Consider the following 25,140-nt stretch of genomic DNA (forward strand, 5'->3'; position numbering starts at 1 on the left):
CCGGACTCACCCACCATAACCATTCACCTTTGCAATGAGTGAAACGAATCTGCATGTCGCTAATTTTATTGTTACGCCCTTGCAATTCATTCATTCCGGGCTAACATGAAAACCATAGATTGATATTGTGGTATCGCCCATATGACCGAGATGATTAAATCCCAGCTAAAAGAGTTTCTTACCCGGCATATACCGGACATTGACATTGGTGATGACGATAATATTTTCACCCAGGGTTGGGTTAACTCCATTTTTGCCCTGCAACTGGTCAATTTCGTCGAGAAAAATTTTGCCATCACCGTCCAGAACCAGGAACTGGATATAGACAACTTCAATACGATAAACAATTTGCTCCGTTATATTAGTCATAAACTGGCTTAAGCTGTTTCATATTCTCAAATACGCAGCCTGGTCGGCCTGGCTGCCCCGCTTCCCCCGCCATACCCGGCTGACCACTATTGCCACCGGGCAACCCACCTTTGCCAGCGGCGCCTCCTTTGCCCATCCGGCCAGGGGTTTGTGGCGATGGCAGCAGAAAGAAACGGCTGTTTTCAGCATATCGCCAGCAGCTAATATAAATATTGCGGCCATCGCCAACATTGCCGCCGCTGCCGCCATTGCCGCCATTTCCACCCGCGCCACCCAGCCCAACGGTGCCTGCAGGGCAATACCGCGAGCGGGCGCCACCGCTTCCGCCATCGCCGCCATCGCCGCCGGAGCCACCTTCTGCGCCGTCGCTACCGTTTCCACCGTAGTTACCTAGCGCTATTCTGGCGTGGAGGTAACCCACTTTCAGCGTCAGATAGAATGCATCTTCGCCCCGCGAGCCATTGCCACCGTGTTTACCGGGAAAACCGTGGCTCCCCTGGCCGCCAGCCACGGCGGGCACGGCGCAGCACATATTGCCATCCAGTGCCGGTTGTCCGGCCACACCATCCTGCCCGCGTGCGCCCGCTTCTCCTGACTTTGCCGGTTTCCCGTCATTCCCTATACTCTGGATCCGCACCTGCCGGGCCGTGTCCAAATCAGCCCCGCTGACAACATTATCGATCTCGTCGGCAAACTGAATCAGTTCACGCACGTAGATCGAGGTGTCTGATAAACAGTTAATCTCCGCCCCTGATTCAACAAACAGTTGATCAAAAAACAAAACCACAGGTTCACCGTCATAGCGGGCCCGGGTAACCAGCGGGTGACCCCGACGCACAATTAGCTGGCGACCAGAAAAGATCGCGAGGTGACACGGATAATGCACCAGATTAATGATTTGTTCGTAGCTGGCGACATGCTGACTGTCGCCAAACAGAAAGGCTGAATGCGCCTGGCAAATGGCATGCTTTTGTGCCGGAGTTAATGCTGCGGTAGCGGTGAAGCTGTTGTGGCCCGCATCCCAGCGGGGAGGCGTGATCACATGATCCACCAGCATACCCTGCTGATAGGCAGTATCGCTGATGCCGCCAAGGTGCTTTTGGAATGCCACGTTTTCCACCCGGAAATATTCCGCCCTGACCCGGCTCGGGAAGTGAATATCCCTTGAGAGGTAGGTGACGCCGTCATTTTCCCCCGTATCGACCACACCGGCGGGAAAGGTTGCCGCTGGCCAGCCGAGCAGTGCAAAATAGTGCTGGCAAAAGTCGTCAAAACCAGAAAAAGCTGGCCATTGCTGCTGAAAATGAGTTTGCAACATGATGATTTGCCTATCCCTGTGGTAACCATTTGCTGATGGAGGGCTGTACGCGTTTATCCGGTCCGCTAATGGCTTCAAAGTTCAGCGTGTAGACAACGCACTGTGAATCGACCACCAGACGCGCCCCGTTGACACCGATGGTGCGGCTGAGGAAAGCGCCATCAGGCTGATAAATCTCCAGCAGATAGTCCGTAACCGATGCACCCGCGCCGAGATACAGCAACAGATAAATGCAGCCGTTTGCGGCCACGGCAATATCCTGGTATGTTGCTTCACCAGCGGCCTGCAAAGACAACCAGACAGAACCATTGAAGAGGGGGGCCGGATTGAAATAGCGATCAAAGGCCTGAACCCGTTTGCCCCCGTTCTCCAGTACCAGAATAAACCCGGCGGGAGTGACCGCCGTCGCCACCGGACCGGTTAATAATCCAGGCTGTGTCCCCGGCCCGCTAAGCACCTGCGCCTGCGGCGCATCTTGTTCGCTGACGGCTTCAGCGGCCAGCGTCACCTGTTCCAGTTTCGCGTTCCCCCAGTTAACCGCTAACGCAAAACCGTCGGGATGAAGCGAGAACCCGGCCAGATTATTTCCGCCGAATTGCGCTGCCGCCAGATGCGTACCCAGATCAAAGTTGCCCGCAGCAGAAAGATCGACCGGCCTTAAATAGCAACCGTTACGTGGGTCCAGGTAGAAGCTGCCTGGCCCGGGAATAAGCGGTGAATCGGCGTACACCAGCGCTGGTTTTTGCACAAAGCCGCAGTTGATTGTTTTCAGGCCGGATTGCGCCTCGGCAACGCCGATATTCTGGATGTAATAGGGATTACTCACCATGCCCCCGCCATTGCAATCTTTCACCCCCTGCTCCATGGTGCGCCAGCAATAGCCAAGACTGGAGCGCGACTGCTGTAAAGTAATATCGATCAATTGCGATAGCTGAGAACTGACGGTTAAATCAGCCAGCGTCGCCGTGGGTGCGGCGCCATTTATCCAGCTGAATTCGCCGTCATTACAGGCTAGTTTGCATTTGTGATAATAGCGAGTCGCCGTGCCAATACTGACTGCCGTATCCAGCACATGCACAGACAGCGCAGCCTGCCTTGTCGTCGTATTCAATGGCCCATTGATGAGGCAGCCGGACACCGGGGTTCCGGCGCTGTCATTCACCGTCACCCGGCCATTCAGCTGGCATTGATTAATGACGCTACCGAAGGCGAGACTGACGGCGCCGGCCAGATTGCTCCGGGGAATATCGGCCTGCCGTTGCTGGCTATAACCGCCGCTGTAGTTCAGCGTGATATTCACTTTTTCTGCCTGTAGCGGCCACTGACCATACCCGGCATCGGGTTGCACGGTCACCAGTAAATCCACCACGCTGTCGGGTGACAGGGAGAGGGAAAACTGTGGTGGTAACGCCAGCAGACGGCTGGTAGTGGCGATGGCATAGCCCCCGCCCGGATTATGCAAATCCTCCAGCAGGGACAATAAAATTTGTGCCGGCCAGCCCAGACAGGCAGCAGCATTTTCCACCGTGGCAGCACCAAATTTTTTATCGATCTCTGTTCTCAATGAGGCCAGCGCATTACCCAGCATCAGCTCGCTGGTATTGTCCGACAGCCACTGTAATACGCTGTTCACCGACGGAAAATCAGCCGTTGCCAGCAGACTCTGACCCGCATTCAGGACATCCGCCAGAATTGACTGGCTGGCCAACAGGGTTTGAAACCAACTGGCCACATCCACTCCGGAGGTACTGGCCCGGCTCAAAATCAATGGCACGGTATAATCATAAATAAACGAAGCGATGGTCCCGGCGCTATCCTGGATATTTTGCCAGCTACCGTTGCCCATGCCGCCGAAGGATAGCCGGATAGCATCGGCATTGCCGGGCAATGTCAGGTTAAAAGTCTGCGCAGCTGTGGCAACCGCAATTCCGGCAGTGGCGGTATTGGGAAGCAACAGACCGAGGTATTTAAGGGTTGCCGTTTCAAACGCCGGCGTCACGCCCCCAGGTAATCGCGACTGCCAGTTCGCAGGCGCCACGCAATCACCGCCGCGGAGAAATTCTATATATACGCCAAGGTGCCTGGCAATCTGGTTGGTTAATGCCAGTGAAAATGCATTGTGATTGCCGCTAAATTTTATCCCGGAGAATATCACCCCGTTCTGCGGGGCTAATGAGGTGAGTTGCCAATCAGGAATGGAGGAAGGTCCCGGCACCGGCGCGGGTAAACTGCCTTGTTGCACCGTCCATACCCAGTTCTCCAGCTCGGGGGTATTCATCGCCTGGTTCAGGATCGGTTGCATAAACGCCGGGAGGGCGGCACAGGTTTGCGGCGAGAGTTCCAGGCGGTAAAGGGCCGGTTGTGCGGCCAGGGTTCGGGTGTAAGCCCAGCCGCTGCTGTCGCCAGGAGCGCCTTGTTGCTCAATGAGTTGCAGAAACGATTGCTGACCAGCACTGTTGCTGATAATGCCGGAAATCAGTGTCCGGATACTGGGGGTCAGCATCAGCAGTTCGGGAAAAGATGCTGCAATAGCCCCGGGGACCTGAAACGGAGGTAAAACGTCCATGACGCACTCCTCTGATGAGGACAAGGAAAGGCTGGCAGGCAAACGCCAGCCAGCCTGGTGTTCAGGCGCTACGCTGTCGGTTTACCCGATGTAGACGGGATCCAGGCACTGATACCTGGCTCTGTCCGTTGCCCAGGCCCGGAGAACGAGTCGTAGTTCAGGGTAAACAGGGTGCGCCACTGATCCACCGTCAGTTTCGCCGCATTTACCCCTTGCTGCGGTTCTGTCAACAGCACCGAACCATCCGGATTGTAGATATCCAGCATAAACGCCGGCGTGCTGCTGTCGACTGCCATCAATACGTAGACATAGCCTTTGTTTTCCACCGCAAGATCCAGATAGCGGATATTCTGCTGCCCCATATCACGCAGAGGCATCAAAGCCACCAACTGCGTGACCTGCAAGTCGCCGTTGAGCGGTTTAACCACCTGAAAATTCATTGCGTTCATCGTGTCGTTAATTTCCCAACGTAATCCACGCGCATTAACGGTGATGCTCAGACTAAAGGCGCGGAACACGTAGAGATGATCGATGTCCAGATCGTCAGACATCACACGGACATCAAACTCAGCGCCGGAATCGCTATCGGTAACCAACCACAGCTTGTCTTTTTCCGTCACGACAACCGTGAAATTGGGCTGCGCGTCTGCTGCGGATGAATAGCCGTTATTGACGAAGTCGAGGCTTAACAGGCTGTCAACCTGGCCATTATTCAATGCATCAACAGAACTCATTTCACCGGAAAAACACGGCGCGCGGGCTGGGATAACGTTCTGCTGGAACAACTGCTCCATATCAGTTTGCGGCGAGTTATCATCCAGCTGCGAAATAAAGCCGGTACTCATCGCCCAGCTGACCTGGCCAACGGTGAAACAAGGTACGGCATTCCCCTTGATATCGAAGGCCTGAATGCGTTTATTGCCCTCTTCCAGCACCAGGATCCGCCCTGTAGAGGTGATGGTGAGCGCCACCGGCTGATGCAGTAACCCTTCACGCATCCCCTCGCCCGAAAGCGGCATCGCCACCGGCGCCTGATCATTGTCCACCGCCTCGCCAGGCAAGCGCAGCGTCAGCAGTTTATGATTGTCATAATCGGCACCCACCACATAACCTTCCGGGTGTACCGCCAGTCCCTTGATGGTGACATTCTGGAAAGAGCCCCAGCTTTTGGTTTGATCGTAGTTGAATGTGCTTTGCCCCAGCGCGAACTGCACGCCGCGCAAATAATAGAGCGGATTTGTCTGGGTGTAGGTTCTGGAATCCAGATAGAAATTATCCAGCTTCGGCACCGGGTATGAGAACACGCTGATAATGTTGGCCCATTCACCAGCGATCACCACGCGTTCGGTAGCCAACTCATACACCGGCGTTGCGCCGCTGACCCCTATCGTCCAATCCTGGTTCGCCGTCACCACCGTGACAGTCGCTCCTTCGGGCAACGCCAGGCTGAAACCGGCAAACTCCTTGCTTATCCCGTCAGGCACAGGCCCCCCCTGGTTAAGCTCAGCGACGCAGGCCTGGTAATCCAGATCAAACAGTGCGGTAAGTCCGAACTGATCATAAGCAATAAAGGTTGGCGATGAGAAACCACGACTGGGCTCAATGATCGCATCCTGTGGGCTGGCCAGCGTAGAGATGCTCTGGAAAGTATACATCTGGCCGTTACTGACCGTATCGCCATAATCCAGAGGCATATTCTGACCGGAAGCACGCCAGGCATAACCCAGTTGATACTCTTTGTTGTTGATGGTGATATTCATACGGTCACACATACGGTGTCCGTCTGAACCGCAGTCATTGAGTACCGCCGGTAAACCCGGTGCCGGATGCGTGGTATTTTGCACGCTAAGCTCATACAGCGTTTGCCCGTCTCCGCTGTAAATCGACGCCCTGACGACAGCATAGGTCACCCCGGTCCCCGGATCATTCAGCGTCCAGGCGCTACCGGCCGTATCGATGGTGATCTGACTGGATGCCGACAGATCATTACCATTGGCGGCAAACGCGTCGCGAATCGACTGCGCGGGGTTACCGCCTTTATCAAAATCAGGGATCAGTAGCGCACTGAGCGTAAATTGGGTTACTTGCCAGTAGTGTTTACGCGCATCGGACCAGGCCAGAGCCTGTTTCTGGCTATAGGCGGTGTCGGCGGTCAATGGCACCAGGTTTTCAACGATCGCACCGGATATCGACTGCCGGGCATTGGCATCCGGGTCAGCGTTGATCCAGCCGCTGTTATACACCCCTGCCAGCCAGTCATTGCTGGAGTAAATACTGGCGACCACCTCGATCTTACCGCCGGCTGGAATGCCGGTAAAGGTTACCTGAATCGGCTGATCCTGTTTACCCGGCATTGGGCCTGCCATGGTATAGGTTGTACCGCCATCCTGCCCGTTGCCTTTCGGATATTTCACCTGGATGACATAATGATCACTCACCATCGGCCAAATCGGCGCCTGCTGTTCGGTGCCATGCCGGGGGTCTGGTTTAACGGTCACAGCCAGATCCATGGTGTGCAGTATTTGCAGATCGTAGGTTGCCGGTGACAGAACGCACTCCACCGTGGTGGCCGTGATTGCCGCAAGATCGGCTGCGATGCTGGCCACCTTCAGTGCCCAGCCGGCGATCGGAATCTGCCCTAACGCTTCTTCGGTGGTGATCTCACCTACGGTTTCCGCAATGATGACGGCGATCGCCTCTTTATACACTTGCTGCACAATTTTTTCGGCCACCACGCCAAAAATAATGCCGCTGGCGATATTGGCCAGGTTAGCCAGAATGGCTTTCCCGATATTGGTTTTATTTTCAAGCCCACCAAGGATTGCGGCGACGGAGCCGCCAAAACCGCAAATGATATAAAAGGCGATTTTGGCATCGCCTTTCAGACCGTTAATAAACGGGTTAACCACATACACGGTGAGCAGCATACTCAGCACCGAAATGCCGTAGTTGACCACCCCGGTTCCCAGCACGCCAATGATGTCAACGTCAGAATCCCAGTCTTTAAAGCCGTTAGCCGCCCCCAGCCCGCCCAGCAGGACACGTGCGGAACTCGCCTCTTCTGGCCAGAGAAACTCAACGTCGGTCTTGCCGGTCAATGGCGGCACCGGCACGCCAAATACCGCATTGCCCGAACTCAGCCAGTTGAGGTAATTTTTGGTCGGGCTGGCTTCAAACGTCCCTTGTAAAAATGCCGGCAGCCCATCCTGCCAGCCGGAAATATCCACCCGTTTAATTGGCGTACCGTCCTGCTTCAAAAACTCTACATAACAACTCAGGTAGCGGCTTGGCCAGTTCTTCACCGGGAATTTTAATGTTCTGGTCGCCGTGTCGAAGCTCATGTCCTGGTCGTACAGATACAGGCCATAGCTGGAGGTGGTATTTTTGATGCCGAAACCTTTGGCACTGTCGGTCTGTTCAACCGCGGCAAATGACAACGGTTTATCCACTGCGAAAGCTGACGCCTGACCGATCGCTTTGGCTAACGGCGTCTGGCTGGCCGGCACATCGGTCTGGGATTTTTCTGTCACGCCATTCTGGCTGGTCCACAACTGACCGTTCAGGGTATCATCCTGCTTGGTCAGCAACAGGGCTTTCTGCACTGCCGGCGTAGCGGCGCCGATAACACCGGGATCGGCCGAGCTTCCGCTATCATCCGTCAAGTCATAATTAGGAATGCCGGGCTTGCCGGTATCCGGGTTCAACGGCCAGTCGGTTTTACCACCGTCTTTGTATTGCAGATCCATATTGGCCGGGATCGGTTCCCACTGTTGCGTATCCGGGTTGGTCCACATCACCCAGCCTTTCTTATACCAACAGCTATCTGAACCTGGCGGGTTGTTCTGGATGTAAGTAATCAGTTCCTGAAAATCCTGAGTATTATTAAGATAGTTATCAAAGATGTATTTGCTTACCGCCGGGTTTACCGATCCCAGCTCCGGGTGTTGCAGGATAATTGCCCGTGCGGTTTCATAAGGGGGCTTGATGGCACTGGCACTACTGAGCAACTCCTCATGATCCACCTGACTGGTCGCCGCGAGGTTGATGCCGTAATAGCTGAAAAGCGCATGCTGGTTGATCGTGCTCTTTTTCGCTTTGGGATGCAGTGAGGCTTTATGTGCCTTTAGCGGAATATGGATAAACGCCAGGGCAATTTCTGGCAGCGGATGTTCGTCCAGCGAGGCATAAACAATCCGCCGCAAAGAGGCCTGATGCTGCGGCATTGGTACGTCTTCAATAAAATGAGTGATCAGGTGCTGATGACTTTTAGGGATCATCGACAGCGCCTTGTTACGCTGCCTGTGCTCTTCAAATTTCTGTGGGTGATCCGCGTAGGAGCGGACTTCATGGTTCTTGCCATCCCCACCGATGAGGGTGAACGTCTTATCCTGCGGGCAGTGGCTCAAATCAAAATGCAGTAACGTATTTTCATTGGCTCTCATAGCGATATCCTTTGTAGATAGCTCTGACAAACAACAGCAAATACCGGGCAGCGGGAAACGGTTGCCCGACGGAGAGATCACTCCAGGCTGAGCGGACTGGATGGCGGTTTTTGCGGACAATAATAGGTACCGTCTGCGGAAGGTACGCAGAAAGGCGCTTTCGGCATTTCCTGCGCCCTCATCCAGTTAATAAACGGGGTGCCGGCCGCATTATTCACATCGGTACGGGCGCTGTTTGGGCAGACCGTCGAGGATTGCAACATATTTTTGTCAAGCAACGTAAGATCGCAGCGCAGATTCTCAAACTCCTGCTGCCCCTGGGCAGAGAGCCGCACGACGCGCATCATCTGGCCATAAGCGCTCAGGTTGCCGGTGGCAAGATCGGAGATCAGTGTGAACTTGATATAATTAATCACCGGGTTAAACGGATTGTCGGCATCATTGTCCAGTAGCCAGCCGCCGCTGGCATTGCTGCTAACCAGCGCGCGTGAGCTGAGCGGCAGCGAATGGATGTTAAATACCGCCAGTAAGTTAGGTATGGCGGCCCTTGCCGTCAGCGTCAGCTCACAGAATTTATTCAGTCCGCGCCAAAGGTTGTACGAGACAGCAACATCGGTAACCAGCCAGTCGGTGGCCTGCTGACAGGCAGCAACCTGAGAGCCGGCACTCAGAGTAAGCTGGCCGTTTTGCCTGAATGCGGCGATCACGTCAGGCGTAACGGTGCCGGTTTTCAATTGGGATTCAAGATAGAGTGGAATAAAAAACTGTGGCGTCACCGTATCATTGGCGCCTGGCGCCACCCCAAGAGCCGGCTGATACTGCGCGGAATCGCAGCTTTGAAAAATCACATAGCTGGTTGCCGCGTCGGTAAGGGTCCAGTAAGGGCCAAATTGCTGAATCGTCACCAGCGCACTATCGCTGATGGTAATCCCCTGTTGCCTGAAACCAGCCTGCAGCTGTTTGCTGATCTTCCCCTGCTGAATGTAGGGCAGGATCGCCATGGCCAGTTCGACGCTGTTGACGGCGGCTGATATTTCACCAGATAACTCCGCACTGTCGGGGGTATCGAACAGCCAGACCCCCCAGGTGACACTGGCATTAAGCGGATCGGCCACCGACACCGCCGCATCAGTAAAAATGGCATCAGCCAGTTTGCTGTCGGAAAAGTTGGCACCCTGCAAATTGGCCCGGGTCAGACTCACCGCCCCGCCGGTTGCCGCGACCGTCAGTTCAGCGCCCTGAAACTGGGCTCCGGTCAGGGTGGCATAATCAAAGTTGACGCCGTAAAGCTGCGCCTGTTTCAGATTGATACCGCCCATATTGGCATTATCAAATTGCGCGCCTTCCAGAATGGCGTTGCCATCCAGTTTGGCGCTGCCATAAATCTGCGCACCGGGAGCCCTGACGTTAAACAGGTTGGCAGACGTCAGGATGATATCTTTCATAAAAGCGTTCGCCAGAATGGCGGCCACGGCGGTTTGGTAAACCGCAAGGCTGGCCCCTGAGTCCTGGCCTTCTTTACGTACGGTATAACTTGCGCTATAGGTCTGTACCGTCCACACGCGATCGGCAGCGTAGGGGGAGGTGGTAATCACAATATCTCCCGTCAGTGGGTAACCGTTTTGCCTGAAGACAGTTTGTACGGTGGTGATATCATCCTGAGTCAGGGCGGTTTGAAACACGATCACATTAGCGCTCCCGCTAACCCGGAAACGTAAGCTGATGGACCCCATCTGCGCGCCGGTCATATCGGCGCCGGTCAGGGTGGCATTGCTAAAATTTGCGCCCACCATGGAAACATTGCCGGTGACGGAAGTACCGCTCAGGTTGCAGTACGACATATCGGCACAATCAAGAGTGGTCTTGTCTAACCGGCAACCGGTCAGATCGGCATGATTAAATACCATGCCGGTAAAATCACAGTGTCTCAGATCGTTATAACGCATCTGGCAAAGCGTAAAGCAGGTCTTGTTGCTGAACGTCATTTGCGTCAGATCGATACTGCCGCCAAAACCGCCGCCGGTACTGGGGTTACTCATTTTCACCCCGGTCAGATTGGCATCGGTGAAGTTGGGCTGGCTCAGGCTGGCATCGGTCATATCGACATGGGACAAATTAGCGCCGGTAAAATCCACTGCCAGTAACTGTGCCGAGTTCAGTCGGGTACCGGTAAAATCGGCGTTGATCAGTCTGGCGTTGGTTAGCGCGGTGGAAAAACCGGACAGATTGGCATTGGTGACGATGGCGTGGGTAAAATTGCCGGAGTTCATCGGGACACCGGACAAATTCGCGCCAGATAAGTTGGCCTGGGTAAAATTGGCCTGAATAAAACCGATGCAGCTGCTGAGATCCTGCCCTGCCAGATAAACCCAGGTTAAATCCGGCTGTGGCTGCGGAAAACCAAAATTAAGAAATTGCTCCATGCCGACAGTAATAACATCCTGCATCAAAAGTGCTGAATCCGGTGCGATTGCCGATTTGGCCACTCTTTCCAGACTGGTGCCATTGACGGTCCACCAATACTGTTCAGAACCGGCACCCTGAATGCCCAAATCAATAATATTGCAATTCTGCCCTGCGGTTATCACCAGAGAGAAATAACTCATGGCATCGTCCCGGCCAAGGCTGGCCAGATAGACGTTGTCATGATAGAAAACATATTTCCCGTTCGGAGCCTGTAAAATAAATTGCTCCGGCGTGCCATAGGCATTCCATTTTTGTGCGTTGCCTTCAGCCGTTCCTGACAGGGTGAGCTGCTGAGAATTTTCATCCAACGTCAGATAATGGTTATTTTGCTGAAATGACCACTTACCGATAAAGTTCATTGTCTGTCCCACCGTTTATTTTTCAATATTGCAATGACCGGCGGCCTGATTTCAGACAATCACGACTTTCATCTGCGCGTCTGGCCGATAAACCCAAAAAGCTGTGTTCCGCTATCCGACATTAATTAATCCACCAACTGAAGACCACGCGCAGTCAGCTATGCTGCGCGCTGAAGGCAACAGAGAAAAACCGGCAATAATGTCGGTGAAGATAAATAACGGCGCACAGCCATTGCGCTGATAACGGCATTAGCTAATGGTGAGCAGCAACTGGAAGTCGCTGGTCTCTGCTGGCTGACATAAGAAAGAGCCACTGTTACCGCTGCTGCCGACGGAGCCTGCGTTCCCGAGCGCGCCCAGGCCCCCGTTTGACGCAGAGGTTTTGCCGTCACCATTCAGCCCGCCGTTGCCGCCGGCGCCACCCGAGCCAATCGTCCCTACGTTACCGGCAGTGCCGCCCTGATTACTGACGTTCCCCAGCGGGTTGGCAATTTTGCTGCTATAAGTTGCATCAATATTGCCGCCCCGGGCGCCATTGCCCGCATTGCCCGCATTGCCGCCGGAACCACCGGGACCACCGGGACCGCCGAGGCTATCGCCATAAGCATTAAGACAACTTTCAGGCTGGGAACCGCCAGCGCCGCCATCAGATCCCGCACCCCCAGTGCCGCCGTTGGCGCCAGTGCCGCCGTTACCGCCATACGTCTGAATATTTAGTGTGCCGCTGAATTGTCCACATTTAAGCGTCAGCAAAGGTGGCGGATCTCCATCCTGCCCATGACCTGCGGGCGGAGCGATACCGCCAGGATTGCCAGGGCTGCCATTACCCGCCTTCAGCGAGCAGGTTTTCTTGCTGCCCTTTCCGCCGGTTTGCTGACCAGCCGCACCATTGCCAGAAGGGCCAAGCGGATCGGCATTTTTCCCGTTCCCCTGAGGAAGGCCATCGCTGCCCCTGACGCCATTAATGATAATGTTGTAGGAAGTCACAGGTTATCCTCCGCTGGTCGCAATCGCTTTACCGTTGACGTACACCTGACCATTTGCGCCGTTAGAGGCCGTGGCGCCGGGATCCCCGACCAGCCCCGTTCCCCCGTTGGTGCTCCCCTGCCCCCCGATCCCCCCCGCACCACCGTTGCCGCTGGTGCCGCCGCTGCCCGCCGTCACGGTAGCGGTAATGGAAGGCACCGGGGAACCAGGCCCGTTTTGGTAAGTAATGTAAATTTCCGCCGCATCACCACCATTGCCGCCAATGCCGCCGGGCCCACCTTTACCACCGGGACCGCCAGCGCCCTGGCCGCCTGCTCCGCAGTGACTGGAAGAACTGCCGCCCGGGCCACCGATTTGTCCCGGCCCCCCCTGTCCCCCCTGACTGGCATTACCGCCGTTTCCGCCTTGCACAGTAAATGTGCACTCCCCGGTCATATTGGCGATGGTGAATGTGATAGTATTAGCACTGCCTCCCACCCCACCATTGTTGCCGGGGGCGCCAGTGACACCGGTGGCGCCCGTGTCGCCGACTCCCGCCTGCGTTCCACAACTTTTACCGCTGTCCTGTCCTGCGCTACCTTGTGCCGCCACTGCGGGATTAACCGCACCCTGCACTGGCGGCGGCGTAGTATTATTCGCGCCTGGCAGACCGATATTATTAATATTAGCCATATAATTCCTCTCAATAACTTATGTGGATTACAGTCAGCAGGGTCTTATTCAAGAATCATATTCTGCACATTCCAGGATGAATTTGTTTCAAACTGAATGGTCCCTCCTGCCTCTACGGTAACCGTAGCGAAAACCATTGAGGCATCGCTGCCATCGACAATTAATGTCTGCCCTGCAGTCACGGTCAAATTTTCCGCTGCAAAAGTCGATAGCGTCATTGGAAAGTAATGTTGATGAATAATATCCTTATAGCTTTTTACTTTTTCAGAATGGCCATAAATATAGGTTTTAAAAGCTTTAACGATATTCTTATTCTCTTCAACAGAGAGTTCTTCCGGAGCATAGCCGTTTTTATTTTCTTGCCATGCTGGCAAATCCTCATGTAAATGCACCTGCATCAGTCCGGAGGTATAATGCTCATCGGCATTTCCCGCCAGCGCTTTCAGTTCGTCTAAGCTATGTACCGCTAGTTTGTTAGCCGGAATAAGCGAATGTACGCCAGGTCTGTCGCTCAGATAACTTTTGGGGGCACTGGTCACTACATCGGTAATAACCTTTGACAGCGGAATACCCTGTTTCTCCAGATTGTCCAAAAAACGCTGTCTCAACTCCGGGGTTAGTTGATTCTTCACTGACATTTTTTATCTCCACTCAGGATTATAATGATAACATCATCATTTTCGTCAACAGCACGCGATTGAAACCTCCCTGTATTCAGGCCCCGGCATCGTTGCCAGCGGCTCATCTTATATCGTCGAGTTCTGGTGTACTGACTTTAATAAATGCAGGAAGGATCGGTAGTTGTTTTAGAGGGTGTTCAAAGAGTGTGTATTCATTCTGTTCCTGTAACACACTGAACCCGTTAAATCGGTAAGTGATATACATCAGGCGATTGTGCGGATTGGCAATAAATTCGGCGCGTAAACTTACGCCGACTTTTTTCGCCATCCTCATGACAATACCAAGCAGCACATTGCCGATCCCCCGACTGACTACCCGACAGGACATAAGGAACAGATTGAGTTGCCAGAAATCAGCTTTTTTTTCAATCAGCACCAGACCAATGGTCCCGTAGCGGCCAAAGTCATCTGACAAACTGGCCAGTAGCAGCAGATAGTTGTCAGATTCACAGAATGCCTGCAACTGCGACTGGCTGTAGGTATAGCCGGTGGTGTTAAGCTGGTGGGTGCGCCGGGTCAGTTCCCCGGCACGCTGCAAATCCTGCGCGCCAGCGCGGCAAACATCGATGGACATGTTCAGCGACGCTAAAAATGCCTCATTCGGGCCATCAAATGCCTCCTCCGCCAGACTTCGGCACTGTTCAGCGCGATAGTAATCGCGCCGCTCTGCGCTTTCCCTGGTGACAGATTCGGGATTAAAACTGGCTAACTGTAAAAGCGCTGGCAATGACTGGCTGTTAATCAGCAACACTTGCGGCAGTGCAAAGCCCACTTCCCGCAGTTCAAATTCCTGATCGTCAATAAAAGCAAAAGTATCAAGGCTTATATTCAGTGCGCGAGCAATTTCGCGGATAGCCGCTGATTTCGGCTCCCAGGACACCTGGGGATAAAGAAAATATTCCCAAAGGCCAAATTCCTGCAGCTGTTTTTTTACACAGGCGTAATCATTCTTGCTGGCTATCGATTGCAAAATCCCCCGATTATCCAACTGCCTGATAATATTTATCACGTCGTCAGACACGCTCAGTAAATCGTTCTCTAATAAGGTGCCGCACCACACTGTATTATCAAGATCCCATACCACGCACTTTATCTGTCGGTTAGTTTCTGCCTGAGGCAGGCATACCGTTGTGGCAGATGAGCCGCTATTGCTCTGGAGCAGTCTGGCGGTCATTTTCTCTTCCCTAATTTAAGCTGCAGCATTTCGTTGCTGCCTTCAATGATCTCCATGATCTTGGCGTCGCGATAGAATCGCTCCACCAGCGTGCCTTCACGGCAACCATTGGCGCCAAAAATTTGTACTGCATCCCGCAGCACGTCATTCACCATACCGCCGGCAAAATATTTGGCTATGATGATCTGCTCATCAATGGTCGGTACATTGTGGTCCAGCGCATCCGCGGCATAAAAGCAGAGAGCCCGGGCGGCGGCGACCCTGGTTTTCATCTCCGCCAGCAGACGATTTATCAATTGAAACTCGATCAGCTTTTGACCAAACTGGCGCCGCTGTAAAGCATAATCGAACGCCGCCTCCATCGCCGCCTGCGCCATCCCTACGCAACCTGAGGCAACACTCAGTCGCCCGACCAGTAAACCCGACATAGCGACCGCCGGGATACCCAGACCCACACCGCCGACCAGATTACTTTTGGCGATGGCGCAATCCTGAAACTGAATTTCCGCCAGCATACTGGCCCGGCAACCCATCATGTGATTAATCGGCGTCACGCTAACCCCGGGGTGATGACTCTCTACCAGACAGGCTACCGATTTTCCTTCCAACTGCCCGAATACCAGAAAAACATCCGCTATCTGACCGAACGATATCCATTTTTTGCTGCCATTAAGGATAAAACAATCGCCACTTGCGGTGACAGTCAATGCCACCGCGCTCGCCTGACAGCCAATATCAGGTTCACTTAACGCATAGGCGCCAATAAATTCACCGCTGGCAAGGCCGGGTAACCATTTTATTTGGAGTTCTTTACTACCCCATCTGGCAATGGCATAGCACACCATTGACGTTACGGTAATTAAACTTCTGGCGTTCGAGCAGGCTTTATTCATTTCTGTAGAAATTAAATTAAAGCCCATAGCATCACAACCAAGCCCATTGAATTCACTCGATAATAAAGGCGCAAGAAAACCCTGTTTACCCATTAAATAAATAAATTCTCTGGGGAAACTCCCGGTAATATCAATTTGCGCTGCCATTTTCGCAAGATGATGATCTACAAAGTTTTTACAATTATCTCGTAATTCTCTTTGTGTGTCAGTCAGCCTTGATTCCACAGTACACCCCCGCCTTTTCAAACGGTTAATGTTGAGTACAGGATATTTAACAATTAAATAGCAAGATAATTAATTTAATTTATGGAATTTTTTAAGACTTAAAATCTGTTAATCCGGTAAGACCAAAAACAGTACCAGTTAGATATTTAGGATATGTCCTATTTTTTGTCAAGAGTTGATAATGTAAATGCAGCAGAAAAAAAAACCTAAAAACATGTTTATCCTTCATCTTTTTCGTCATAATTCCCTATCAAATCAATGGAGAATTCAAAGCTCCGGATTAAGCTATAAATTTTAAAATAAAAATAAAGGGTGACATTTTAAGCACATTAAAACTGGTCACATGAGAAGTGTTGATATGTCATAGCGCCAAATGCTGGCTTATATTTTCCTGAATGACTATCACGCAGGGTTAATTCCACCTGATCATACTATTCGTCATCAGGGATATTTAGCTTAACAGCACTTAACTGGCAGATATCCTTACATTAACTCCCCCGCCTGCGGATAGATGGCAGATAAAAGCCACGTCCGGGATACGGAGCCAGCAGACTTAGCTGATTTTGCGACCGCCCGCATCAGGGCCAGCCTCAGATGATGTGCTGACAACAATACTGCCCACTCTGTTAGCGCAATACATTAGTCTGTTTATCTTAGTCTATGATTATGCATGGCATGCCGAGCGGGCCAGCTCAACCACAATCCGTTCCCAGCTTATTTTCCTGCGGACCGTCGGTTTATGACTGGCAGCCAGCTGGCGCTGATAAATTTATGCTATTGAGACGCGCATCGCCGGACAACAACCGGCGGGTGCCGTCCATTGCTCACTTGCGGATTACAAGAGGCAATTGAATGGAGTCCAAATCATTTCAAAAAAGTTGGGGAGCCGAATACGTTTCCGCCGACACCGTTCGTTTTCGTCTTTGGGCGTCCGGCCAGCAGCAGGTTATCCTCAGGCTTTCCGGCGAAGACACCGGGATGAGCCGCAGCGACGATGGCTGGTTTGAGCTGCTGGCAACCGGCGTATCACCCGGCGCGGAGTATAATTTTGTCCTCGCCGACGGCACCGTGGTGCCGGACCCCGCCTCCCGCGCGCAAAAGGCGGATGTTAACGGCCCTTCGCAGGTGATCGATCCGGCCAGCTACCGCTGGCAGAATACCGGATGGCAAGGTCGCCGCTGGGAAGAAACGGTGGTCTACGAGATGCATATCGGCACCTTTACGCCGCAAGGCACCTTCCAGGCGGCGATAGCAAAGCTACCCTGGCTGGCAGAGCTTGGTATCACCATGATCGAAGTCCTGCCGGTTGCGCAGTTTGGCGGCAACCGTGGCTGGGGCTATGACGGCGTACTGCTTTACGCGCCGCACTCTGCCTATGGCGCGCCGGAAGACTTCAAAGCCTTCGTCGATGCAGCGCATGGCTATGGCCTCTCGGTGGTGCTCGATATCGTGCTTAACCACTTCGGCCCGGAGGGCAATTATCTGCCGCTTCTGGCGCCGGAGTTCTTTCATCCGGAACGGATGACGCCATGGGGCGCCGGCATTGCCTATGACGTGGATGCGGCCCGCCGTTATATCGTTGAAGCCCCGCTCTACTGGCTGGAGGAGTTCCAGCTTGACGGCCTGCGTTTCGATGCCATCGACCAGATCGAGGATATTTCCAACCAGCACGTGCTGATCGAGATTGCCGAACGTATCCGCGCGCAGATCACCAGCCGGCCAATCCATCTGTCGACCGAGGACAGCCGCAATGTGATTTTCCTGCATCCACGCCAGCAGGATGGTTCCGTGCCGCTATTTACCGGCGAATGGAACGATGACTTTCACAATGCCGTCCATGTATTCGCCACCGGCGAGACGCAGGCTTATTACCAGGACTTTGCCAGGCAGCCAGAAAAGCTCGTTGCCCGGGTGCTGACAGAAGGCTTCGCCTATCAGGGTGAAGTCTCGCCGCAAAGCGGCAAGAAGCGCGGCGTGAAAAGCACCGGCCAGCCGCCAACCGCCTTTGTGGATTTTATTCAGAATCACGACCAGGTAGGTAACCGCGCCAGGGGCGAGAGGCTGATCGAGCTGGCCGGCATCGAGCGCACCAGGCTGCTGCTCGCGATGCTGCTGCTCTCGCCGCATATCCCGCTGCTGTTTATGGGCGAGGAGTATGGCGAAACGAATCCCTTTCTGTTCTTCACCGATTTTCATGGCGATCTCGCCAGGGCGGTGCGCGAGGGTCGTGCGCAGGAGTTCGCCGGCCACGCCGGACATATGGGCGAGAAGGTGCCCGATCCCAACGCCAAAAAGACCTGCGAAATGTCGAAACTGGACTGGAAGAAACCGGACAGCAAGGATGGCAAGGAGTGGCTGGCGCTGACCCGCAAGTTACTGGCGCTGCGCCAGCAATATATCGTGCCGTTGCTGGCCGAGGCTGGCGGCGATGCGGGCAGCGTGGTGAAAACCGCGGAAGGCTTCCTCGCCGTCAGCTGGACGTTCCCGCAAGGCAGGCTGTCGATGGCGCTGAATATCAGCGCTGAGCCACAGCCGCTTCCCGACGCGCCAGGCGAGATAATCTTCGCCTGGCCGAAAGCAACTCATGAACTGCAACCCAATTCCATTATCGTACACTTAGCTTCGGGAGCCGCAGAATGAAGATCCCCGGCGCGACCTACCGTATTCAGTTTCGCAATGGCATGACTTTCGACCGCGCCGCCAGCCTGGTGCCCTATCTGCAACGGCTTGGCATCAGTCATCTCTATGCTTCGCCAATTTTCACCGCGACATCAGGCTCGACTCATGGCTACGACATAACCGACGTTAATCAGATCGATGCTTCGATCGGCGGCCGTGAAGGCTTCGACCGCATGGTAGCGGCACTGAAACGCGCCGGACTCGGTCTGATCCTCGATATCGTGCCGAACCACATGGCCGCCTCGCTGGAAAATCCCTGGTGGTACGACGTCGTCAGCCATGGGGAACACAGCCGCTATGCCCGCCATTTCGACATCAACTGGGCCCGTCGCCTGACGTTACCTTTCCTTGCGGATGACTTCGAAACCCTGCTGGAAAATGGCGAAATTGCGGTGAAGCCTGAGCCGAAAACCGGCCGACCTGCGTTAGTCTGTCACGACTGCTTCTACCCGCTCGCCCGCGATACCTGGCAGGGCCGCGAGGCCGAAGTGCTGCAACTGACCGACAAAGCGGCGATCGCCAGTTTGCACCATCGCCAGCCCTGGCGGCTGATGTCATGGCGTGATGCGTCCCACGACCTTTCCTACCGTCGCTTCTTTGAAGTCACCGGGCTGGTTGGCGTGCGGGTCGAGGACCCGGCGGTGTTTGCTGACACCCATCAATTGATCCTTGAACTGGTCCATTCCGGTGCGGTCGACGGCTTGCGGGTGGACCATGTGGACGGGCTCGCCGATCCGAAAGCGTATCTCGACCGTCTGCGCCAGCAGACCGGGCCTGACTGCTATATAACCGTCGAAAAGATCCTTGGCGAAGGCGAGCATCTTCCGCCGGACTGGCCGATTTCCGGCACCACCGGCTACGAATTTATGGCTTCGCTCGCCGATGCGCTGGTGGATGGCGCGAAGATTAATACCCTGCGCAGGGCCTGGGAGGAGATGGCAGGCAAACCGGTGGATATGAAAGCCGAACTACGGGCGGCCAAACTGTTGATGGTGGATAAGAATTTTGCCGGTGAATTTACCACGCTACTGACGCTGGGAATGGCGATCGCCGCTACCGACAGCGTCATGCTGGAGGAAAAAGCCGTCCGTGCGGCGCTGCGCGAACTGCTGATCGCCTTCCCGGTCTATCGCACCTATGGCACGGCGGAAGGGCTGCCGCCAGCAGACTACGCATTGCTGCAAAAAGTAGCCGAAAAAGTGAGAACCGGCGCTAACGCGCCAGATCCTGCGGCACTCGATTTTCTGATCCACATTCTGACCGGCGAGGTGTCGGAAACGGCTGGCGCCGAAGCCGCCACTTTCCGCACGCGATTCCAGCAACTGACCGGCCCGCTGATGGCAAAATCGGTGGAGGACACGTTGTTCTACCGGCAGAATATGGCGCTGGCGCTAAACGAAGTGGGTGCCGAACCGGTGTCGCTCACCTTTTCGCTTGATCGCTTTCACGCGGAGATGAAAACGCGACGCCAACGGCAACCGGATGCGCTTTCAGGCACCTCAACCCACGATACCAAACGCGGCGAAGACGCGCGGGCACGGCTCTGTACCCTCACCGAAGCGCCGGATCTCTGGGCCGGATGCGTTGCCCGCTGGCGTCAGATGAACCATGCCAAAGTCGTGGTGCTTGACGATGGTCCGGCGCCAAAACCGACGGTTGAATGGATGCTCTACCAGGCCCTGGCCGGTGTCTGGCCGACAAAACTCCAGCCGACAGATGAGGCAGGCCTGAAGGCGCTCGAAGAGCGGTTCCTGCTATATGTGGAAAAAGCGCTGCGGGAAGCGAAGCAACGCACCAACTGGGGCGACAATAATGACCGCTATGAGCAAGCCGTGCTCGACTATGCCCGCCACCTGCTGTCACCGCACAACCAGACTTTTCTGCAGGATTTTTGTGGCGCGCTGCAGCCCTTTATCCGCGCGGGTCTGGTCAACAGCCTCACCCAGACCATCGTCAAACTGACGGCGCCGGGCGTACCAGATATTTACCAGGGTAGCGAGGCGCTGGATTTTAGCCTTGTCGATCCTGACAACCGGCGTGAGCCGGATTTCGCCGCGCTCGAACGGCAGCTGGCTGACGATGAAATACCTGATTTCAGCGCAGCGGAGAATTGGCTAAGCGGTCGGCTGAATCAATATGTTATCACCAGGCTTCTGCACTGCCGCAGGCAGATGCCGACGCTGTTTCGCAAAGGTGACTACCTGCCGCTCGTCGCCACAGGTAAGCGAGCGGGCAATGTCATGGCCTTCGCCCGGCAGGAAAACAACGATGCCCTGATCGTCATCGCCCCGCGTCTGGTGTTTGAGCTATTGCGTGACAACCCTGATCACCGCCGGACAATCCGCTGGGCAGAGACAGAGATTCCCCTGCCCGCCCGGCTTAGTCACCGCCGCTATCGCGACATGCTTAATGGCGGCGAGATTTTCCTGAACGACCGTATCGACTTAGCATCATTCAATTGTTGTGCGGCCATCATACTGCTGAGTGAATGATTTTGTTGAAATACAAATCTCATGAATCGCTGTATTCCGTGAAGTTCTGTTCATTTAATGAAGAGGGATGAATGTCAAACGGTAAGATTTTTGAAATCACTACGGGATTTAGCCACCCTCTGGGCGCTAATTTCGATGGCGAGGGCGTCAATTTCGCCATTTTCTCGGCACACGCGCAGCGCATTGAGCTCTGCCTCTACGACCCGAGCGGCAAGATTGAGATCGCAAAACTTGAGCTGCCGGAATATACCCATGAGATCTGGCATGGCTATGTGCCGGGACTTAAACCCGGCGCGCTGTACGGCTATCGCGTCCATGGCCCTTATGACCCCGAGAATGGTCATCGTTTTAACCCTAACAAATTACTTATCGATCCCTATGCACGCGAAATCGCCGGCGACATCAGCTGGGATGAAGCGCATTTCGCCTATGACCTGCAACACCAGGATAAGGACCTGAGCTTCAATACCCGCGACAGCGCGCCATTTATGCCAAAGTGCCGGGTTATCGATCCTGACGAGTTCGACTGGCAGGACCAGAACCGCCCGAATATTGCGTGGCCGAAAACGGTTATCTACGAAACCCATGTAAAGGGTTTTACCCAGCTCAACTCCGCCCTGCCGCAGGAACTGCGTGGCACCTACGAAGGTATGGCCCACAAAGCGTCGGTTGACTACATTAAAAGCCTCGGCATCACTTCGGTCGAGCTTCTGCCGATCCACTGGTTCCCGGACGATCAGCATCTGCTCGACAGAGGACTGAAGAATTTCTGGGGTTATAACACCCTCGGCTTTTTCGCGCCGGCCTCGCGCTATTTCGGGCCAAGGGGTATTCAGGGCTTCCGTGATATGGTGCGGTCGTTCCACGATGCCGGTATCGAGGTGATCCTCGACGTGGTCTACAATCACACCGCGGAAGGCAATGAGCTCGGCCCGACATTGTCATTTAAGGGCATTGATAACTTTTCCTATTACCGCACGCTGCCGGATCAGCACCGTTATTATATTAACGACACCGGCACCGGTAACACCGTAAATACCTCGCATCCACGGGTGTTGCAGATGGTCATGGCGTCGCTGCGTTACTGGGCGGAATCCATGCATATCGACGGTTTCCGCTTCGATCTCGGCACCATTCTCGGTCGCGAGCCGGAAGGCTTCGACCAGCGCGGCGGTTTCTTCGATGCGATAATGCAGGATCCGCTGCTTTCCAGACTAAAGCTGATTGGCGAGCCCTGGGACATCGGCCCGGGTGGTTATCAGGTTGGCGGCTTCCCGCCAGGCTGGGCCGAGTGGAACGACAAGTATCGCGACACGGTGCGGGAGTACTGGAAGGGAGATAATGTCTCGACCGATTTTGCCGCCCGCCTGCTCGGTTCCGGCGATCTCTACGATCAGCGCGGCCGTCGTCCCTGGGCGAGCGTCAACTTTATCACCGCCCATGACGGCTTCACGCTTAACGATCTGGTCTCGTACAACGAAAAACATAACGAGGAGAATGGCGAGGACAATAACGACGGTCATAACGACAACCGTTCTTATAATTACGGTGCCGAAGGTCCAACCGACGATAAAGAGATCAACGCGGTACGCGAGCGCCAGAAACGCAATTTTCTCGCCACCTTATTCTTTTCCCACGGCACGCCGATGCTGCTGGCCGGTGACGAGTTCGGCCGCAGCCAAATGGGCAACAATAACGGTTATTGCCAGGACAGCGAGATCTCCTGGGTCCATTGGGACTCTCTGCCGGAATCCAGTGAATCGCTGCGCGAGTTCACGCGTCAGGTTATCCGGCTTCGGGCCGAACAACCGCTGCTCCGCCGCGAAAACTGGCGTGATGGCATGGATATCAAGTGGTTTAATGCTGGCGGCGGTTTCCAGCAGTCTGAACATTGGGATGAGGGGTCGACGCTCGGCGTCTATATCGGCCGCTCGGATCTCCAGGCAGAGGAAGGCATCTGGCACGACGTGCTGATACTGTTCAATCCGTTCGAAGGGAATGTGCCATTCCGTATCCCCCAGTTTGGTGAGGGGGGCTGGGTGCTGGAACTGACCACCTGCGATAGCGCCAGGCACGGTATGGTGATCACCAGGGAAAAAGATTTCGAACTTAAAGGCCGCAGCATCGCACTGTTCAGAAGACCGTGACCCGGGAGAGAGCCGTGGACAGGCGCAGCGACCGCCGGTCGATGCGGCGAATAACGCCATCGTCCCGACGCTACTGACTGACGCCGGACCAAAATCCACGCTATGGCGTGGATTTTTCTTTGGTCCGACATTGCAGCGGAAGTTGGCGCAAACCGGGCTGCTCGCGTATCGCGCCGCACGCTACCGGGTCACCGTATTAATGACGAATCTTTTTCAACTCGTCTTCCGTCAGCCCCGTTATCTTCATCACCGCTACAGGTTCCAGCCCCTCAGACAGCATTATGCGGGCAATTTGCCGTTTTTCTTCCCGCCGCCCTTGTTGCCAGCCTTCCTGTCGCCCTTCCTGCCGCCCTGCCAGTCGTCCTTTCTGTTCCAGCATTTCTGCAATGGTCATCAGTAAATCCTCATATTTCACCGCCCGCTGCGCCAGCGTGCGGATAAATAATTCCGCGTCGGAAGTTTCCCCCACCAGCAGCATATACTCCATCGCCGCCGCCCGCTGTTCATCGGTAATATAATCGCTCTGCAACAGGGTTTCCAGTGGCTCCAGCATCAGCATCAGGTCGCGCAGACGGATATGTTTCTGCAAATATTCCAGCAGCGCCACCCCCCGGTGCCGCCTGATTTCCGCATCGGGGATCACCGTAATATCCACCAGCGGAAAATCCTCGCTATACAGCCGGCTGGCCAGCGCCGGATCGCCAAATGCCTGCAGCCAGTTCATCGGACAACGGTACGGGCTAATCAGTCCGTGATAAAAAAGGATCGGAATAACCAGCGGCAGTTTATCGTGGCCCTGGTCAAGGTGCCGCTGCATTGCCGCGATGGCGTAGCGCATCAGCCGGAAGGCCATATTTTTATCCGGTGAACTCTGGTGTTCAATCAGACAGTAAATATAGCCGTCGCCGCTGGCGGTTTTCAGTGAGTACAGCACATCTGAACACAGCCCGCGCAGCTCCTTGTCAATAAAGCTGCCCGAGGTCAGTTGCAGGGTCTGCAAATTACAGTGCTGCAGCAGTGCCGCCGGCAGATGTATCTGCAGAAAGTCGCGGGCCGTTTCCGGGCGGGTGAGAAATTTTTTAAATACCGCATCATGCGGTGTGGGCGTGGTCCCCATAGCCATGGCTCCTGTCATCCGAATTGACATCCGGGGACTTTAACACACGCGACAGATGGTTAAAATATAATCACTTTATGCCGTCAATTTTTATCGATAAACACCCGTAAACTTGCCAGTCTGCCATCCCGGATGGTGAAGATATCTTCTCCGCGTACCCGATTAGGATTATCCGGCGGACCATAGCCCCAGGTGACGCGACCGAGACCATGGTTCCAGGCAATCGGATCGGGGGTGAATAAAAACCCCAGGTGTTCGGCGCGGACCCGGGCAATAAACGCCGCAACATCCGCATAGCCGGTGGCCATACTACGGTAATCAGCGACGAAAAAGTCAGCGGTATAAATTTGTGAAAACTTACCGACCCGTTTTCCGGCATCCGGGTCGTTCCAGATAGCAAAATGACCGTCAATCAGTCGCTGACTGATGGCAATTTCTTCAGTTAGTGTCGCCATTTTATCTTTGTCCTGTGAACGGGCTTCCGGCTGCGCTATAAGCGCAACCGGCACCCACCCTGTCAGCCATCATTGGGTTTTGCCGCCTGTCGACAGCGC

The 25,140-nt window shown here is 54.5% G+C and carries 15 protein-coding genes; 4 read left to right on the top strand and 11 right to left on the bottom strand.

All coding sequences use genetic code 11. From position 1 onward, the window contains the following. Window positions 1–150: 150 nt before the first annotated feature. Window positions 151–381: a phosphopantetheine-binding protein gene (locus JWF83_RS15510; protein ID WP_413651498.1), complete on the top strand. Its 231-nt coding sequence runs from the start codon at window positions 151–153 to the stop codon at window positions 379–381. Here the strand turns inward: JWF83_RS15510 and JWF83_RS15515 are convergent. The 9 genes from JWF83_RS15515 to JWF83_RS15555 all read right to left on the bottom strand — a co-directional run bounded on the left by JWF83_RS15515 (window position 362) and on the right by JWF83_RS15555 (window position 16,151). After that, on the bottom strand, window positions 362–1,687 hold the full coding sequence (locus tag JWF83_RS15515) for a hypothetical protein (RefSeq protein WP_413651236.1): 1,326 nt from the start codon (window positions 1,685–1,687) through the stop codon (window positions 362–364). The two genes, JWF83_RS15510 and JWF83_RS15515, sit on opposite strands and share 20 nt — an antisense overlap. A 10-nt stretch (window positions 1,688–1,697) precedes the next feature. Then, window positions 1,698–4,253, bottom strand: coding sequence for a hypothetical protein (locus JWF83_RS15520; protein ID WP_413651237.1), 2,556 nt, complete (start codon window positions 4,251–4,253; stop codon window positions 1,698–1,700). A gap of 68 nt (window positions 4,254–4,321) precedes the next feature. Continuing rightward, the gene (locus tag JWF83_RS15525; protein WP_413651238.1) at window positions 4,322–8,695 is read right to left on the bottom strand and encodes a hypothetical protein; all 4,374 of its coding nucleotides are present in this window, start codon (window positions 8,693–8,695) and stop codon (window positions 4,322–4,324) included. Between the two features lie 77 nt (window positions 8,696–8,772). Continuing rightward, complete coding sequence (locus JWF83_RS15530) at window positions 8,773–11,520, bottom strand: pentapeptide repeat-containing protein (RefSeq protein WP_413651239.1); 2,748 nt, start codon at window positions 11,518–11,520, stop codon at window positions 8,773–8,775. 249 nt (window positions 11,521–11,769) lie between these two features. Beyond that, window positions 11,770–12,507: a hypothetical protein gene (locus tag JWF83_RS15535; protein WP_413651240.1), complete on the bottom strand. Its 738-nt coding sequence runs from the start codon at window positions 12,505–12,507 to the stop codon at window positions 11,770–11,772. A 3-nt stretch (window positions 12,508–12,510) separates the two neighbouring features. Beyond that, a complete protein-coding gene (locus JWF83_RS15540; protein WP_413651241.1) occupies window positions 12,511–13,179 on the bottom strand; it encodes a hypothetical protein in 669 nt (222 codons plus the stop codon). A 44-nt stretch (window positions 13,180–13,223) separates the two neighbouring features. After that, window positions 13,224–13,817, bottom strand: a complete 594-nt coding sequence (locus tag JWF83_RS15545) for a hypothetical protein (RefSeq protein WP_413651243.1) — start codon at window positions 13,815–13,817, stop codon at window positions 13,224–13,226. 103 nt (window positions 13,818–13,920) lie between these two features. Continuing rightward, window positions 13,921–15,033, bottom strand: coding sequence for an HAD-IIIC family phosphatase (locus JWF83_RS15550; protein ID WP_413651244.1), 1,113 nt, complete (start codon window positions 15,031–15,033; stop codon window positions 13,921–13,923). Then, the gene (locus JWF83_RS15555) at window positions 15,030–16,151 is read right to left on the bottom strand and encodes an acyl-CoA dehydrogenase family protein (protein ID WP_413651245.1); all 1,122 of its coding nucleotides are present in this window, start codon (window positions 16,149–16,151) and stop codon (window positions 15,030–15,032) included. The genes JWF83_RS15550 and JWF83_RS15555 overlap by 4 nt, the downstream gene beginning before the upstream one ends. Window positions 16,152–17,003: 852 nt before the next feature. Here JWF83_RS15555 and treZ point away from each other — a divergent pair. The 3 genes from treZ (at window position 17,004) to glgX (ending at window position 23,469) form a co-directional block, all read left to right on the top strand. Next, the gene (gene treZ / locus JWF83_RS15560; RefSeq protein ID WP_413651246.1) at window positions 17,004–18,791 is read left to right on the top strand and encodes a malto-oligosyltrehalose trehalohydrolase; all 1,788 of its coding nucleotides are present in this window, start codon (window positions 17,004–17,006) and stop codon (window positions 18,789–18,791) included. After that, window positions 18,788–21,322 carry a malto-oligosyltrehalose synthase gene (treY, locus tag JWF83_RS15565; protein WP_413651247.1) on the top strand — a complete coding sequence of 845 codons (2,535 nt, stop codon included), beginning with the start codon at window positions 18,788–18,790 and terminating at the stop codon, window positions 21,320–21,322. Before treZ ends, treY begins: the two co-directional genes overlap by 4 nt. Before the next feature lie 71 nt (window positions 21,323–21,393). Further along, window positions 21,394–23,469, top strand: a complete 2,076-nt coding sequence (glgX, locus tag JWF83_RS15570; RefSeq protein ID WP_413651249.1) for a glycogen debranching protein GlgX — start codon at window positions 21,394–21,396, stop codon at window positions 23,467–23,469. Between the two features lie 196 nt (window positions 23,470–23,665). On the opposite strand, the gene JWF83_RS15575 is transcribed toward glgX, so the two are convergent. Both JWF83_RS15575 and JWF83_RS15580 read right to left on the bottom strand, forming a co-directional pair. Further along, window positions 23,666–24,592, bottom strand: coding sequence for an Rpn family recombination-promoting nuclease/putative transposase (locus JWF83_RS15575; protein WP_413651250.1), 927 nt, complete (start codon window positions 24,590–24,592; stop codon window positions 23,666–23,668). Window positions 24,593–24,669: 77 nt separating this feature from the next. After that, a complete protein-coding gene (locus JWF83_RS15580) occupies window positions 24,670–25,041 on the bottom strand; it encodes a nuclear transport factor 2 family protein (RefSeq protein ID WP_413651251.1) in 372 nt (123 codons plus the stop codon). Between the last annotated feature and the right edge of the window lie 99 nt (window positions 25,042–25,140).

Origin of the sequence: Pantoea sp. B65 (genome assembly GCF_047308185.1) — a bacterium.
GTDB lineage: Bacteria > Pseudomonadota > Gammaproteobacteria > Enterobacterales > Enterobacteriaceae > Erwinia.